This window comes from Sphingomonas sp. ID0503 (genome assembly GCF_048565625.1).
GTDB lineage: Bacteria > Pseudomonadota > Alphaproteobacteria > Sphingomonadales > Sphingomonadaceae > JBLZUR01.
In genome coordinates this window covers 2,912,962-2,926,757 of sequence record NZ_JBLZUR010000002.1, presented here as the reverse complement: position 1 = coordinate 2,926,757, position 13,796 = coordinate 2,912,962, and the positions used below count along the sequence as shown (strand labels likewise).

15 protein-coding genes and 1 pseudogene are annotated in these 13,796 nt (G+C 67.9%); 4 read left to right on the top strand and 12 right to left on the bottom strand.

Features of this window, described 5'->3' with window-relative positions:
• Positions 1-22: 22 nt before the first annotated feature.
• Positions 23-1,030 carry a threonine aldolase family protein gene (locus ACM608_RS15330; RefSeq protein WP_419684344.1) on the bottom strand — a complete coding sequence of 336 codons (1,008 nt, stop codon included), beginning with the start codon at positions 1,028-1,030 and terminating at the stop codon, positions 23-25.
• Between the two features lie 205 nt (positions 1,031-1,235).
• Here ACM608_RS15330 and ACM608_RS15325 point away from each other — a divergent pair, with 205 nt between their 5' ends.
• The gene (locus tag ACM608_RS15325; protein ID WP_419684342.1) at positions 1,236-1,817 is read left to right on the top strand and encodes a cysteine hydrolase family protein; all 582 of its coding nucleotides are present in this window, start codon (positions 1,236-1,238) and stop codon (positions 1,815-1,817) included.
• Here ACM608_RS15325 and ACM608_RS15320 read toward each other — a convergent pair.
• Both ACM608_RS15320 and ACM608_RS15315 read right to left on the bottom strand, forming a co-directional pair.
• On the bottom strand, positions 1,814-2,038 hold the full coding sequence (locus ACM608_RS15320; protein WP_419684340.1) for a hypothetical protein: 225 nt from the start codon (positions 2,036-2,038) through the stop codon (positions 1,814-1,816). The genes ACM608_RS15325 and ACM608_RS15320 overlap by 4 nt on opposite strands.
• 2 nt (positions 2,039-2,040) lie before the next feature.
• Positions 2,041-2,175 carry an aa3-type cytochrome c oxidase subunit IV gene (locus ACM608_RS15315; protein ID WP_419684339.1) on the bottom strand — a complete coding sequence of 45 codons (135 nt, stop codon included), beginning with the start codon at positions 2,173-2,175 and terminating at the stop codon, positions 2,041-2,043.
• A gap of 136 nt (positions 2,176-2,311) precedes the next feature.
• Here ACM608_RS15315 and ACM608_RS15310 point away from each other — a divergent pair, with 136 nt between their 5' ends.
• Positions 2,312-3,712: a sigma-54-dependent transcriptional regulator gene (locus ACM608_RS15310; RefSeq protein ID WP_419684337.1), complete on the top strand. Its 1,401-nt coding sequence runs from the start codon at positions 2,312-2,314 to the stop codon at positions 3,710-3,712.
• Here ACM608_RS15310 and folP read toward each other — a convergent pair.
• The 3 genes from folP to ACM608_RS15295 form a co-directional block, all read right to left on the bottom strand.
• Positions 3,673-4,749 (bottom strand): dihydropteroate synthase, encoded by a 1,077-nt coding sequence (folP, locus tag ACM608_RS15305; RefSeq protein ID WP_419684335.1) that lies wholly within the window; start codon positions 4,747-4,749, stop codon positions 3,673-3,675. The genes ACM608_RS15310 and folP overlap by 40 nt on opposite strands.
• A 141-nt stretch (positions 4,750-4,890) precedes the next feature.
• Complete coding sequence (locus ACM608_RS15300; protein WP_419684333.1) at positions 4,891-6,027, bottom strand: site-specific DNA-methyltransferase; 1,137 nt, start codon at positions 6,025-6,027, stop codon at positions 4,891-4,893.
• Between the two features lie 198 nt (positions 6,028-6,225).
• Positions 6,226-6,441, bottom strand: coding sequence for a DUF2945 domain-containing protein (locus ACM608_RS15295; RefSeq protein ID WP_419684331.1), 216 nt, complete (start codon positions 6,439-6,441; stop codon positions 6,226-6,228).
• An 85-nt stretch (positions 6,442-6,526) separates the two neighbouring features.
• Here ACM608_RS15295 and ACM608_RS15290 point away from each other — a divergent pair, with 85 nt between their 5' ends.
• Both ACM608_RS15290 and ACM608_RS15285 read left to right on the top strand, forming a co-directional pair.
• Positions 6,527-7,711 carry a glycosyltransferase family 4 protein gene (locus ACM608_RS15290; protein ID WP_419685237.1) on the top strand — a complete coding sequence of 395 codons (1,185 nt, stop codon included), beginning with the start codon at positions 6,527-6,529 and terminating at the stop codon, positions 7,709-7,711.
• 161 nt (positions 7,712-7,872) lie between these two features.
• A protein-coding gene (locus ACM608_RS15285) for an IS5 family transposase (protein WP_419681115.1) occupies positions 7,873-8,627 on the top strand; the annotation gives its coding sequence in 2 pieces (ribosomal slippage) (positions 7,873-8,214 and positions 8,217-8,627; 753 coding nt in all).
• Between the two features lie 196 nt (positions 8,628-8,823).
• Here the strand turns inward: ACM608_RS15285 and dapD are convergent.
• From dapD to ACM608_RS15255, 6 genes and pseudogenes are all read right to left on the bottom strand, one after another.
• Positions 8,824-9,648 (bottom strand): 2,3,4,5-tetrahydropyridine-2,6-dicarboxylate N-succinyltransferase, encoded by an 825-nt coding sequence (gene dapD, locus ACM608_RS15280; RefSeq protein ID WP_419684329.1) that lies wholly within the window; start codon positions 9,646-9,648, stop codon positions 8,824-8,826.
• A complete protein-coding gene (locus ACM608_RS15275) occupies positions 9,645-10,313 on the bottom strand; it encodes a pyrimidine 5'-nucleotidase (protein ID WP_419684327.1) in 669 nt (222 codons plus the stop codon). The genes dapD and ACM608_RS15275 overlap by 4 nt, the downstream gene beginning before the upstream one ends.
• A gap of 116 nt (positions 10,314-10,429) precedes the next feature.
• Positions 10,430-10,783, bottom strand: coding sequence for a HesB/IscA family protein (locus ACM608_RS15270; RefSeq protein ID WP_419684325.1), 354 nt, complete (start codon positions 10,781-10,783; stop codon positions 10,430-10,432).
• Positions 10,784-10,898: 115 nt separating this feature from the next.
• The gene (locus tag ACM608_RS15265; RefSeq protein WP_419684323.1) at positions 10,899-11,360 is read right to left on the bottom strand and encodes an SUF system Fe-S cluster assembly protein; all 462 of its coding nucleotides are present in this window, start codon (positions 11,358-11,360) and stop codon (positions 10,899-10,901) included.
• Positions 11,357-12,741, bottom strand: a pseudogene (locus ACM608_RS15260) (cysteine desulfurase). The gene ACM608_RS15265 and the pseudogene ACM608_RS15260 overlap by 4 nt, the downstream one beginning before the upstream one ends.
• Positions 12,710-13,795 carry a SufD family Fe-S cluster assembly protein gene (locus ACM608_RS15255; RefSeq protein ID WP_419684322.1) on the bottom strand — a complete coding sequence of 362 codons (1,086 nt, stop codon included), beginning with the start codon at positions 13,793-13,795 and terminating at the stop codon, positions 12,710-12,712. Before ACM608_RS15255 ends, ACM608_RS15260 begins: the two are co-directional and overlap by 32 nt.
• Position 13,796: the final 1 nt, after the last annotated feature.

The following is a 13,796-nucleotide window of genomic DNA, read 5'->3' as shown; positions in this document are numbered from 1 at the left end:
GCTTGCGGAGGTGCGGGCGAGTTCAGGGTTTCAGCGCCTGTAGTGCGGCGGCGAGTGCCGATATGCCCGCCTCCTCCTGATCCCAGGAGGTCACGAGTTGCGCCTCCCCCGCACCCCAATCGTAGAAGTGAAAGCCTTGCGCGCGGAGCGACGCGGCCTCTTCGGCGCTGAGGCGGAGGAAGAGTTCGTTCGCCTCGACCGGCTGTACGAGACGCGATCCTGCGGCTTCGGCAAGGCGGCTGGCCGCGTGATTGGCGGCCCGGGCATTCTCCAGCCAAAGGTCGTTCTTCAGCAGAGCGAGGATTTGGGCGGCGGCGTAGCGACCTTTGGACATGAGGTGGCCGCCGCGCTTGCGGGCGACGCGTGCCTGATCGGCAAGGTCGCGGCGGAAGAAGACGAGCGCCTCGGCGGACATGCCGCCGTTCTTGACGAAGCCGAGGCTCAGCACGTCGATGCCCGCGCGCCAGGTCACCTCGGCGGGAGTGCAGGAGAGGGTCGCCAGGGCATTGGCGAAGCGGGAGCCGTCCATGTGGAAGCCGAGGCCGATCTCCCGCGCGACCTCGCCGATCGCGGCGACCTCGGCCGGGATGTAGACCCGTCCGAGCTCGGTGGCGTTGGTGATCGAGACGGCGCGGGGCTGGACCCGATGCACATCGGTGGGGATGGCGGCGCGAACGGCGCGGATCGCCTCGGGGGTCAGCTTGGCACCGTCGCCCTGCGCCAAGAGCAGCTTGGCACCGTGGGTGTAGAACTCGGGCGCGCCGCCCTCGTCCGTCTGGATATGCGCGCCTGCATGGCAGATCACGCCGCCATGCGGGGGGCAGAGCGTGTTGAGGGCGATCGAATTGGCGGCGGTGCCGGTGGTCACCCACAGGGCCGTGACCTTCGTCTCGAACAGATCGGAGAACGTCGCGTCGAGCGCCTGGCTGAACGAATCACCGTCATAGGCGACATCGACCCGATTGGCAGCGGCGATGGCGTCGAGGACCGCAGGGTGCACCGATGCGGCGTTGTCGGAGAAGAAGCGCATCATATCGGTGTGGAGCCATGCGGACACGCGGTCAACGCAGGCGCAAAAAAAGGGCCAGCGTTTCCGCCAGCCCCTGAAGTCTTAGGAGAGGATGCCTGAAAGGCCCGATCTTTGTGCGCTGCAGCACGACGCTTTGCAAGTGCGAAATTGAAAAAGAATGTTGCATGGCGCGCAACCGGCTGTGTGCCCTGTCGTTGCGCGCGGCATGAGTGACACGGAGAACAACGCGCCAGGAAAGACCGCGCTGCTTCTGATCGACTTCATCAACGAGATGAAATTCCGGGGCGCGGAGGCGATGCTGCCGGCGGCAGAAGCGGCGGCGGAGGCGGCGGCGCGCCTGCGCGCGACGGCTGACGAGGCCGGTGTGCCGGTGATCTACGTCAATGACAATTTCGACGAGTGGCATTCGAACCGCGAATTGCTGGTCGAGCGATGCCTGGACGGGCCGGGCCGGAACATGGTCTCCGCCGTGAAGCCGGCGACGAAGGACCTGTTCGTCATCAAGCCGCAATTCTCAGGCTTCTACGCGACCAACCTGCCGGTGCTGCTGCCCCGGCTTGGGGTATCGCGGCTGATCCTGACGGGGATCGCCGCCGATATCTGCGTCCTGTTCACGGCGGCCGACGCGCATATGCGTCAGTACGACCTGTGGGTTCCGCGCGACACCGTGGCGGCGGGCGATGCGGAGCGGACCCGCTGGGCACTGGAGATCATGGAGCAGTCTATGGGCGCGCGCACCGATGCGACCGATGCGCTCAGCCTCGCCGACTGGATCGCGGAGGCTTAATCCTCGCTGTCGACCGGCGGCTTGGGCGCGGGCTCCTGCCGGCGCGCCTTGCGGGCGTAGAGAAGCGCCGCGACGAGAGCCGCCGAGCCGATCCCAGCCGCCGCCGCGCCAACCGCCCATTTGGACCCGCCGCTGTCCTTGGCAGGCGTGGCACGGGGCGCCGGTTTGCGGGCTGGTGCCTTGCGGCTGGTCTTGGGGTCGGGCGTCTTGCGCGGCGCCACGATCAGCTCGCGATCAGCAGAACGACGATCGCGGTGACGGCAACCGCCGCGACGGTGCCCCATTTGAACAGAGCGATGAAGCCGGAATAGGTGTGCTGATGCGCACCAAGGTCTGCGGGCGTGTGATCGTTCGCCATCTTGAATTCCTTTCGATCTAGTGGCCTCTGTAGCCAAAGCGCCGCCAGAGCCTCAACCCCCAAGTCTAAGGGGTCGTTTCGGCTTAAGCACGATTTTAACTTCTCGCGCTTAGAGCGGTGGCGAAGGGGATTGCAGGTGGCGACCGAACCCGAACGCCAATTACTGCTGATCGACGACAGGGCGGCGGAAACGCGCCTGTTGAAGACGGCTGCCGCGCGGGCCGGCTGGCGCAGCCTGTGTGCCGAGACGCTGCACGACGCCTTCGCCATCGTCAACCGCGCGGCGACTCGGCCGGACGCCATTCTGCTCCGCTGGGACGATGGGGTCGCGCAGGCGGCGATCGAGTCGCTGGAGCGCAAGGGAATGGCCCCCGCGCCGATCCTGCTGATTGCATCGCACAAAGAGATGGCGGCCGCTTTGCGGGCCGGGGCGGCCGATGTACTGATCGAACCAGTGACGGCGGAACGGCTTCTGATGGCGTTGGACGGACTGAGGCAAAGCGAGGCGGGGGCGCTCCGCATGCTGACCGAGAAGATCAGCCAGCCGATCCGATTCGACGAGCTGATCGGCGAGACCTCTGTCTTCACCGATGCGGTCGCCGCCGCGCGCCGCGCCGCGGCTGGGGCTGGCACCATCCTGATCGAGGGTGAGGCGGGCGTCGGCAAGCAGGCCTTTGCCTCCGCGATCCATGCCGCCTCCGGCCGTGCGTCGCAGGTCTTTGCCGTCGTGAATTGCCGGACGGTGCCGCGCAACATGATCGATTCGGAGCTGTTCGGGCACGAACAGGGCGCGTTCCCGGGCGCTTTCCAGCGCCGGGCGGGGCAGATCGTCCAGGCGCATGGCGGCACGCTCCTGCTGGACGAGATCGACGCGCTCTCGTTGGAAAGCCAAGGCAGGCTCGTCCATTTCCTGCAGACCGGTGAGGTCCGCCCGCTGGGAAGTACCGCAGGGAGCCTGGCCGATGTGCGGGTGATTGCTGCGGTCGATGGTTCGCTGGACGACATCGCCGCCGGGGCTGAGTTCGATCCAGCCCTGGCAGGGATGCTGGACGCGCGGTTCACGATACCGCCGCTCCGCGAGCGGCGCGGCGACATTCCGGCGCTGGCGGCCGACCTGATCGCCGTGATCCAGGAGGAGGTCGGCACCGGGCCGGGAGCCTTGTCCATGGAGGCGGCCAAGTTGCTGCAGAACCTGCAATGGCCTCGGAATGTGCGCCAGCTTCAGTCCGTACTGATCAGGCTGAGTGCCGTGGCGGAGGGCGACATCCTCGACATCGGGGATCTCGGCGAACTCGCCACGCTGCTGCCGCGGATCGAGGCGAATGTCGATAGACGACCAGCGCCGGAGACGGTAAGCCCGATCGCCGTCTTTGACGAGAAGGGGCATCTGCGTCCGCTGGACGAGATCGAGGCCGACATCATCCGGCTGGCGATCGAGCGCTATGATGGGCGCATGAGCGAGGTCGCGCGGCGGCTTGGGATCGGACGGTCGACGCTCTACCGCAAGCTCGGCGAACTGGGCGGGGCCAGCGCCTGATCGCGCAGGCCGCGCCAGACGCGGAGCGCCTGGACGGTTTCGGGCACATCGTGGACGCGGAAGAGCTGGACGCCCTGCGCCGCACCGGCGAGCGCGACGGCGATCGAGCCGCCGAGTCGAGCGTCTGCCGCCACCTCGTTCGAGAGCGCGCCGATGAAGCGCTTGCGGCTGGCGCCGAGCAGGACCGGGCAGCCGAGGCCGTGGAACAGCGACAGGCCGTTGATCAGCGCGAGGTTGTGGGCGAGCGTCTTGCCGAAGCCGATGCCGGGATCGACGATGATGCGGGAACGGTCGAGTCCGGCCGCTTCGCAGGCCGCGATCCGCGCCTCCAGCCAGTCGTAGATGTCGAGGAGGACGTCGTCGTAGCGGGGATCGTCCTGCATCGTCTGCGGCGTGCCGAGATGGTGCATGAGGACCACCGGACAGGCGGCGCGGGCGACGACCTCCAGACCGCGCGGATCGTGGAGGAGGGCGGATACGTCGTTCACCAGATGCGCCCCGCCTGAGAGTGCGGCCTCCATCACCGCCGCGTTGCGGGTGTCAATCGAGATGGCGTTGGCGGTTGCGGCGAGGCGTTCGATGACGGGGCGGGTGCGGGCGATCTCGTCGCCTTCCCAGACGGGATCGGCACGGGGGCGGGTCGATTCGCCGCCTACGTCGAGGATGGCCGCGCCCGCCGCCGCCATGTCCACGCCTGCCGCGACGGCGGCGGAGGGGTCGGCGTGGCGGCCGCCATCCGAGAAGCTGTCGGGGGTGACATTGAGGATGGCCATGACCTGCGGCTGATCGAGGTGGACGGTGCGGGTGCCTAGGTTGAGAGGCGGCCGGGGGGCGGTGAGGCGGGCGAGGATCGGGGCGGCGTCTGCGATCTGGTCGATGCGATCGACGGGCACGAGTTCGGTGGTGCGGGTGTTGCCGTTGCGGCGGATGACCTCGACGGCCGAGAACCAGGTGAGGCCACCGGCGAGGCGGAGGGCGCGTCCGTCCAGTCCGAAGGGTGCATCGACGAAGGCGGTTGGGCGGAGGTAGAGGGGCATCTGGTCCTCTTTCCCGCCCATCCCGAGCGAAGTCGAGGGATCATCATCGAGCGTAGCCGAGATGCCTTCACCATGAGCGCCTCGGCTTCGCTCGGCGAGCGTCCCTCGACTTCGCTCGGGATGGGCGGCTCTGTTGCCTGCTTACCCCTCGCCACTCGCCATGAGGTAGATCTGGCGGAGGGCGTCTATGGGCTTGAACGTGCCCTCATGCTCGATGTGCCAGAAGGTCCAGCCGTTGCAGCTGGGGGCGTTCTGGAGATCGGCGCCGAGCTTGTGGATCGAGCCGGTCGCGGCCTCGCGCGCCAGCGAACCGTCGGCGCGGACGAGGGCGGTCCAGCGGCGCTTCGCATCCATGACCTCTGTGCCCGGCGGGATCAGCCCCGCCTCGACCAGCGCGCCGAAGGCGACGCGGGGGGACTGACGCTTCGAGGCCATGACGGTCATTGCGCTCTCGTCCAGCGGCAGGGTGGCGGCGATGCGTTCGCGGGCGACCGCGACGTATTTCTGCTCGCGCTCTATGCCGATCCAGCGGCGGCCGAGGCGACGAGCGACCGCGCCGGTTGTGCCGGTGCCGAAGAAGGGGTCGAGGACGAGGTCGCCCGGCTTCGTCGTGGCGAGGAGGATGCGGTAGAGGAGCGCCTCCGGCTTCTGCGTCGGATGCGCCTTCACGCCGTTGACCTTGAGCCGTTCCTGGCCCGCGCAGATCGGCAGCACCCAGTCGGAGCGCATCTGCAGCTCGTCGTTTAGGGCCTTCATCGCCTGGTAGTTGAAGGTGTAGCGCGCCTCTTCCGACTTCGAGGCCCAGATCAGGGTTTCATGGGCGTTGGTGAAGCGGGTGCCCTTGAAGTTCGGCATTGGGTTGGTCTTGCGCCAGACGATGTCGTTGAGGATCCAGAAGCCGCGATCCTGCAGCGCCGCGCCCACCCGGAAGATGTTGTGATAGCTTCCGATCACCCAGAGGGTGCCGTTCGGCTTCAGGATGCGGCGCGCCTCGGCCAGCCAGGCATGGGTGAAGCGGTCATAGGCGGCGTTGCTGTCGAACTTGTCCCAGTCATCGTCCACCGCATCGACGCGGCCTCCCTCCGGCCGGAAGAGGTCGCCGCCGAGCTGCAGATTATAGGGCGGGTCGGCGAAGACCATGTCGACGCAGGCGTCCGGCAGCGACGCCATCGCGGCGACGCAGTCCGATTCGATGATCCGGTCGGCATCCACCGCCACCGGCGCATCACCAATCTTCCGCCCGCGCCGCGACGGTGCGACGCGTAGTTCGACCCCCATTCGATCCATCCCCTGAAATCGAGGGCGGCAGGGTGAGTCCGGAAGATTCCGCCGTCAAGTGCGCAGCTTGGCAGGTTATCCACAGATCGGATGGCGGATAATGGGCCAGAGCACAGGATGTAGAGTCCGGGTGGCCCAAGCGGGCTCAACGGGTTGTGGCTGTTGCCGAAAAGACTCGGCCAGCCGGCCTTTTCGCGATCAGTGGCTGAGTTCGGACCCGCGCTTCAGCACTTCCTGGCCGTCTTCCTGCTTGATGAGATAGGCCGGGTTGTCAGCGGTGCCGTTCTTGACGACCTTGGTGCCCTTGATCGTCCGCTGCACCCGGCGATTGAACCGCTCGGTGATCTTGCCCTCGGCCATGTGGGCGCCCCAATGCCACTTGACCTTCTGGCCCTGTCGGAAGGCGTTCGACATCTTCTTCTCCTCGCCCGGGAAAACGGGAGAAGCCGGATGACGTTCCGCAATGGCCTTTTCGGCAGGCCCCGCCTATCGGGCGGCGATGGACGCGACCGACATTCGCCTGGCCCTGTTCACGGGCAACTACAATTACGTTCGCGACGGGGCGAACCAGGCGTTGAACCGGCTCGTCGGGTTCCTTTTGGCGCAGGGTGCGTCGGTCAGGGTCTATTCGCCGCGTGTCGAGAAGCCCGCCTTCCCCTCGGTGGGGAAGGTCGTGGGGGTTCCCGCAATCCCGCTGCCCGGCCGCGCCGAATACCGCGCACCGATCGGCATCCCACGCCGGGTGCGGAAGGACATCCGCGAGTTCGCGCCGAACATCTTCCATGTCGCCAGCCCCGAGATCCTCGGCCACCGCGCGGTGACCTTGGCGCGAAAGATGGACCGGCCGGTCGTGGCGTCGGTGCACACGCGGTTCGAGACCTATCCCCGCTATTACGGCATGGCATTTCTGGAACCGTTGATGGAGGCGGCGCTCCGGCGGTTCTATCGCCGCTGCGACGCGATCTTCGCCCCGTCCGAATCGATGGCGCAGCTGTTGCGCGAGCAGCGGATGAACTACGACGTGGGCATCTGGTCCCGTGGGGTAGAGCGCGACGTGTTCGATCCGGCGCGGCGCGATCTCGACTGGCGGCGCGCGCTCGGCATCGGCGACGATGAGGTGACGGTCGGCTTTGTCGGGCGGCTGGTGATGGAAAAGGGCCTCGACGTCTTTTCGGAGACGATCGACCGGCTGCGGCAACGCGGGGTGAAGCACCGCGTGCTGGTGGTGGGCGAGGGTCCGGCCGGGGACTGGTTCGCGCGGCGGCTGCCCGACGATGCGGTGTTCGCCGGGTTCCAGCGCGGCGAGGACCTTGGCCGCGCGGTGGCCTCGATGGACATCCTGTTCAACCCGTCCGTCACCGAGACCTTCGGCAATGTCACGCTGGAGGCGATGGCGGCGGGCCTGCCGGTGGTGGCGGCGATCGCGACGGGCAGCTCCAGCCTGGTCGACGATGGCGTGACCGGGCGGCTGGTGCGGCCGGGGGCGATCAACCGCTTCGCCGAGGCGATCCAGTTCTATTGCGAGGACCACGCGGCACGGCAGGCGGCTGGTGCGGCCGGGCGCGCGGCGAGCGCACGCTATGGCTGGGACGAGGTGAACGGCGCGCTGCTCGACGCCTATCTCAGGATCGTGCGGCATCGGCAGGCGGGCGGACGGGCGTCGAACCGGCTGCCGTTGCGGTAGGCCGACGCCCGGAAAGTCTCAAAGGTCCTACCACAACGGGCGGGTGCGCGCCCGCCTGCGCACGCGTGCGTGCGCGAGGGGTGATTCTAGGGTCCGGACCCAATAACGGCTTTTGCTACCGCTTGGATCGTGATTCACTGCGTTGGTGTGGAGGCGGTGGAATGGCTGATTTCTTCTGGTTTTCCGATGCGCAGTGGGAGCGGATCGCACCACTGCTGCCGACGGACGTTCGCGGCAAGGCACGTGTGGATGATCGCCGGGTGCTGAGCGGGATCGTGCATGCGCTCCGCTGCGGCGGTCGCTGGGTGGACTGCTCGGACGTGTACGGGCCAAAGAAGACGCTCTACAATCGCTTCGTGCGCTGGTCCGAGCGCGGCATCTGGGAGGGGATTTTCAGCGCGCTGGCAGGCGCCGACGACGCGCCGGACCGGCTGTTCATCGATAGCAGCTGCATCAAGGTCCACCGCTGCGCAGGCGGTGGAAAAGGGGGGCCTTGGCCCATGGTATCGGCCGCACCAAAGGCGGCCGGAACACCAAGGTCCATGCCGTCTGCGACGCCAAGGGCCGCCCTCACGTCCTCCTGCTGACGCCCGGCAACGTCCACGACTGCAAGGTCGCCAAGACCTGCATCGCGGCGCTGCCCCCATCCGTCGAACTCGTCGCCGACAAGGGCTATGACAGTCAGGAGTTGCGCGAGTGGCTCGACCAGCGCGGCACCCAGGCCGTCATCCCGCCGCGCTGCAACCGCAAGGTCCAGTACGACTACGACCGCACCATCTACAAACAGCGCAACGTCATCGAGCGCATGTTCTGCCGCCTCAAGGACTGGAGGCGGCTCGCCACCCGCTTCGATCGCAACATCAAGAACTTCATGGGCGCCATCGCCCTCGCCGCCACCGTCATCTGGTGGTTGTGAGTCCGGACCCTAAACTATCCAAAGAGCGGGAGGGGCTGTTCCAGAACTTTTCCTACATTGGAAGGGGATAGTTGAACGCACATTCCTCATCGGAGGGGGAGGGCGGCGGTGTCGTAAGGATTGGCTTCGACGCCGTCCTCCCCCTCCGTCAGGCTGCGCCTGCCACCTCCCCCTGGCGGGGGAGGATGGGGGTGCGTCAGTCCCGCAGGAGTTCGTTGATGCCGGTCTTGCTGCGGGTCTGGGCGTCGACGGTCTTCACGATGACCGCGCAGTAGAGGCCCGGGCCGCCGTCCTTGCCCGGGAGGGTGCCGGGGACGACCACGCTATAGGGTGGCACGCGGCCGGTGTGGACCTCGCCCGTGGCGCGGTTCACGATCTTGGTGGAGGCGCCGAGATAGACGCCCATCGAGAGCACCGCGCCCTCGCCGACGATCACGCCTTCCGCCACTTCGGACCGCGCGCCGATGAATGCGCCATCCTCGATCACCACAGGGTTCGCCTGAAGCGGTTCGAGAACGCCGCCGATGCCCGCGCCGCCCGAGAGGTGGACGTTGCGGCCAATCTGCGCGCAGGAGCCGACGGTCGCCCAGGTATCGACCATCGTGCCCTCACCGACATGCGCGCCGATGTTGACGAAGCTGGGCATCAGGACGACGCCCTTGGCGATGAAGCTGCCGCGACGGGCGACCGCGCCGGGGACGACGCGGAAGCCGGCGGCGCGGAATGCCGCCTCATCCCAGCCGGCGAACTTGGACGGCACCTTGTCGAAGGCGGTGGCACCGCCCGCGCCGTAGTCGATCACCGCATTGTCGTTGAGGCGGAAGGAGAGGAGGACCGCCTTCTTCAGCCACTGGTGCACGATCCAGTCGCCATCGACCTTCTCGGCCACGCGCGCCTGGCCGCTGTCGAGCAGGCCGAGGGCGGTCTCCACCGCGTCGCGCACCGCGCCGGTGGTGGCGAAGCCGAGGCCCTCGCGCGCGTCCCAGGCGTCTTCGATCGTCTTCTGCAGTTCAGCGCTCATGCGTCCCCCGTAATCTGTTCCAGCCATTCGCCGACTTCGGCGATCTCGTAATCGATGTAGGAGGCGCAGGCCTCGTGATCGCCCCGCTCCGACCCGTTGTTGACCCAGACGGTGGTCATGCCGATCGCCTTGGCGGGTTTCAGGTTGCGGGCCATGTCCTCCACGAAGAGGGCGCGGGTGGGGTCGATCTTCAGGCGATCGCAGAGCCCCTCGTAGGCGCGCGGATCGGGCTTCGGCCAATAGCCGCAGGCGTGGATGTCGTAGAGATCGTCGAAGCTGTCGCCGAGGCCGAGGCGGTCGAGCACGCGGCGGGCATAGGCCGCGTCGCCGTTGGTGAAGACGTATTTGCGGCCGGGCAGCAGCGCCATGGCGGCGACCATGCGGGCGTTCTCGATGACCGCGTCCATCGGGATGTCATGGACGAAGGCGAGGAACTCGTGGGGATCGACGGCATGGGCGTCCATCAGGCCGCGCAGCGTGGTGCCATGGCTGTGGAAATAGTCCTTCTGCACCCGCCGCGCCTCGACCGGATCGACTGCAAGGAGGCGCTGGATGTACTCGCCCATGCGCAGGTCGATATGCGCGAAAAGGTCTGCGCTCGCCGGGTAGAGCGTGTTGTCGAGATCGAAGATCCAGGTCTCGATATGGGCGAGTGCTGGGAGCATCACGGGGGCGGGTAGCGGATGTTTCCGTCCGCCGCCACCATGCCGTCATGCCAGCGAAGGCTGGCATCGCGAAGGAACGGAGCGACCCCAGCCTTCGCTGGGGTGACAGACAATGGCTAAACCGTGAAGCTCTCGCCGCAGCCGCAGCTGCCCTTGGCATTGGGGTTCTGGAAGACGAAGCCGGCGGTGAAGTCGTCCTCCACCCAGTCCATGGTCGAGCCGATCAGGTAGAGGATCGAGCCGCCGTCCACGAAGAGCGTGCCGCCGGGCGTGTCGATCCGCTCGTCGAAGCTGTCGGCCGTGGTGACATAGTCGACCGAATAGGCGAGGCCCGAGCAGCCGCGGCGGGGAGTAGAGAGCTTGACGCCGATCGCGCCCTCGGGCGCGTTGGCCATGAGATCGGCGATGCGCGCCTCGGCCGTAGGGGTGAGGTTGAGCGCGGCCGGGCGGGCGCGGGTGGTGGTTGCCACGATCAAATTCTCCGTTCGTGCTGAGCGAAGTCGAAGCACGGGTTACGCACGATGGTCCTTGTTGCCCGTCCTTCGACTTCGCTCAGGACGAACGGATTGACTACTTGGACACAGATCACAACATCCCCAGTTCAAGCTTGGCCTCGTCGGACATCTTCTGCGGATCCCAGGGCGGGTCCCAGACGAGATTGACCTCGGCCGCGCCGACACCGGGGACGGCGGCGACGCGGAGTTCCACCTCGCCGGGCATCGATTCGGCGACGGGGCAATGGGGGGTGGTCAGTGTCATGGTGACGACGACATGGCCGGCCTCGGTCACGTCCACGCCGTAGATCAGGCCGAGATCGTAGATGTTCACCGGGATCTCGGGATCGTAGATCTCCTTTAGCGCCTCGATCACGCCGTCGTAGATCGAGCCGCCGGGTTCGCCGGCTGACTGTTCCGCTGGCTTCTGGGCAAGGAAGCCTTCGAGATAGTCGCGGGGGCGTTCAAGTTCAGGAGTGGCCGCCTCATCCACGCGGGCGCGGGGTGGGGTGGCAGCCTCGCTCACTTCCTCGATTTCGATCCTGTCGTTCACCCGAAGATCCTCGTCACTCGTTCGATGCCCTTGGCCAAAGCGTCCACGTCGGCGGCGGAGTTGTAGACGCCGAAGCTGGCTCGCGCGGTGGCCGGAACACCAAGATGCTCCATCAGCGGCTGGGCGCAGTGATGGCCCGCGCGGATCGCCACCTGCGCCTCGTCCAATATGGTGCCGATGTCGTGGGGATGCACCCCTTCCACCGCGAAGCTGACGATGCCGGCGGAGTCCTCCGGCCCGAACAGGCGGACGGAGTTGATCGCGGAGAGGCGCTCGCGGGCGAGGGTGACCAACGCCGTCTCATGGGCGTGGATGGCGTCGAGCCCGATCGCGTCGGCATAGTCGATCGCGGCGTGGAGGCCGAGGGCGCCGACGATGTGCGGGGTCCCTGCCTCGAATCGGCCGGGCGGGGGGCGTAGGTGGTCTTCGCGAAGGTGACGCGGTCGATCATCGATCCGCCGCCCTGCCAGGGGGGCATGGAGTCGAGCGTCTCGGCGCTGGCCCAGAGGCAGCCGATGCCGGTCGGGCCGTAGAGCTTGTGCGCGGAGAAGACGTAGAAATCGCAGCCGATCGCGCGGACATCGACGGGCAGGCGCGGGACGGCCTGGCAGCCGTCGAGCAGGATCCTGGCCCCGGCGGCGTGGGCGATCTCGGTTGCGCGGGTCGCGTCGAGGACGGAGCCGAGCACGTTCGAGACATGGGCGAGTGCCACCAGCTTGTGCGCGGGGGTGAGCATCGCTTCGAGTGCGTCGAGGTCGATGCGGCCGTCTACGGTCAGTGGGCAGACGTCGATGTCGACGCCGATGCGATTGCGGAGAAGCTGCCAGGGGACGATGTTGGAATGGTGCTCAAGCTGGGAGAGGACGATGCGGTCGCCGGCCTTGAGGTGGGTTGCGCCCCAGCTTGTCGCGACGAGGTTGATCGCCTCGGTCGCGCCGCGGACGAAGACGATCTCGTTCTCCGACGCGGCGTTGAGGAAGGTCGCGACGCGGCGGCGGGCGGCCTCATAGGCGACGGTCATGTCGGCGCTGCGCTGGTACACGCCGCGATGGACGGTGGCGTAGGTCTCGCCATAGGCGCGGGCGATGGCGGCAAGGACGGGTGCCGGCTTCTGCGCGGTGGCGGCGGTGTCGAGATAGGCCCAGCCGGCGGGGATCGCGGGGAAGTCGGCGAGGACGTCGAGCGGGCGGGTGTCGAGGGTGGTGGTCATGACTTCCTCCCCGTCGAAGATGGGGAGGGGGACCGCGACGCGCAGCGGCGTGGTGGAGGGGCGGTGCGGAGCACCGGCTGCGCCGGCCCCTCCACCATGCTGCGCATGGTCCCCCTCCCCACGCTGCGCGTAGGGAGGATCATGCCGCACCCCCCAGCCACCGCTCGGCATCCGCGACGAAGGCCTCGCGCACGCCCTCTTCGCCGATGCGGTCCAGGGCGGCGATGACGAATGCGCGGGTGAGGAGCGCCTGGCCGTCTGCGGGGGGGAGGCCGCGCTGGGCGAGGTAGAAGAGGGCGTTGCGGTCCAGCTCGCCGACGGTCGCGCCGTGGGCGCATTTCACGTCGTCGGCGAAGATCTCCAGCTCGGGCTTGGCGTTGATCGTTGCGGTGCGGGCGAGAAGCAGGCCCTTGAGCGACTGTTCGGCGTCGGTCTTCTGCGCGGCCCGCGCAACCTCGACACGGGCGGCGACCGAGGCGGTGGCACGATCGTCGGCGACCGAGCGCCAGACCTGCCGGCTCTGCCCGTCGGGCGCGGCGTGGCGGAGGACGAGGTTGGCGTCGTGGCGCTGTTCGCCACGGGCGAGGAGCGCGCCACCCGCCTCGGCAAAGGCGTTCGGGCCGGAGAGAGTGATGCGGCCGTCGAGGCGGGTGTCGCCTGCGCCCGCGCCGAGGGTGACGCTGATGAGGCTCGCGCCCTCGGAAAGGTCCGCGAAGTCGGTGAGGCTGGTGAAGCCGGCGTCGCCCAGCACGCGGCGGCTGAGCATCAGGCGGGCCGAGCGGGCGAGGCGGACATCGGTGAGGCGGTTGGCCCAGCCGGGGCCGGCATAGGTCTCGACCACGCTCGCCTGTGCGTTGGCGGCGAGGCGGAGGGAAGCGGCCAGGTGGTTCGCGCCGCCGGTGGAGAGGTGGACGATCTCGATCGTGGCCGAGGGGGTGTGGTCGGGGCCGAGATCCAGGGTCCAGCCTTCGGCCCCCGCCTGGGTGGCAAGGGGGTGGTTCTGCGGATCGGCTTCGGTGCGGCCGATGCGGATGGGACCGGGGGTGCTGGCGTCTGCCTGGAACACGCCGTCGATGAAGAGGAGGCGCGGGCCGCCGCAGCCGATCCAGAGCGGAGCGGGGTCGTTGGCGGCGCCGGTGGGGCGCTCATCCGAGAGCGCGCGCAGCGCTGACAGATCGGACCAGCGCCATGCTTCTCCGCGAGGGTTCGGGAGGGCGAGGGTCACT

Excerpts from the sequence above, each read along its gene's own strand:
- ACM608_RS15330 (WP_419684344.1), bottom strand. The coding sequence starts at position 1,030 with ATGCGCTTCTTCTCCGACAACGCCGCATCGGTGCACCCTGCGGTCCTC.
- ACM608_RS15275 (WP_419684327.1), bottom strand. The coding sequence starts at position 10,313 with ATGCTCCCAGCACTCGCCCATATCGAGACCTGGATCTTCGATCTCGAC.
- ACM608_RS15290 (WP_419685237.1), top strand. The coding sequence starts at position 6,527 with ATGGACGCGACCGACATTCGCCTGGCCCTGTTCACGGGCAACTACAAT.
- dapD (WP_419684329.1), bottom strand. The coding sequence starts at position 9,648 with ATGAGCGCTGAACTGCAGAAGACGATCGAAGACGCCTGGGACGCGCGC.
- ACM608_RS15315 (WP_419684339.1), bottom strand. The coding sequence starts at position 2,175 with ATGGCGAACGATCACACGCCCGCAGACCTTGGTGCGCATCAGCACACC.
- ACM608_RS15325 (WP_419684342.1), top strand. The coding sequence starts at position 1,236 with ATGAGTGACACGGAGAACAACGCGCCAGGAAAGACCGCGCTGCTTCTG.
- ACM608_RS15300 (WP_419684333.1), bottom strand. The coding sequence starts at position 6,027 with ATGGGGGTCGAACTACGCGTCGCACCGTCGCGGCGCGGGCGGAAGATT.
- folP (WP_419684335.1), bottom strand. The coding sequence starts at position 4,749 with ATGCCCCTCTACCTCCGCCCAACCGCCTTCGTCGATGCACCCTTCGGA.
- ACM608_RS15295 (WP_419684331.1), bottom strand. The coding sequence starts at position 6,441 with ATGTCGAACGCCTTCCGACAGGGCCAGAAGGTCAAGTGGCATTGGGGC.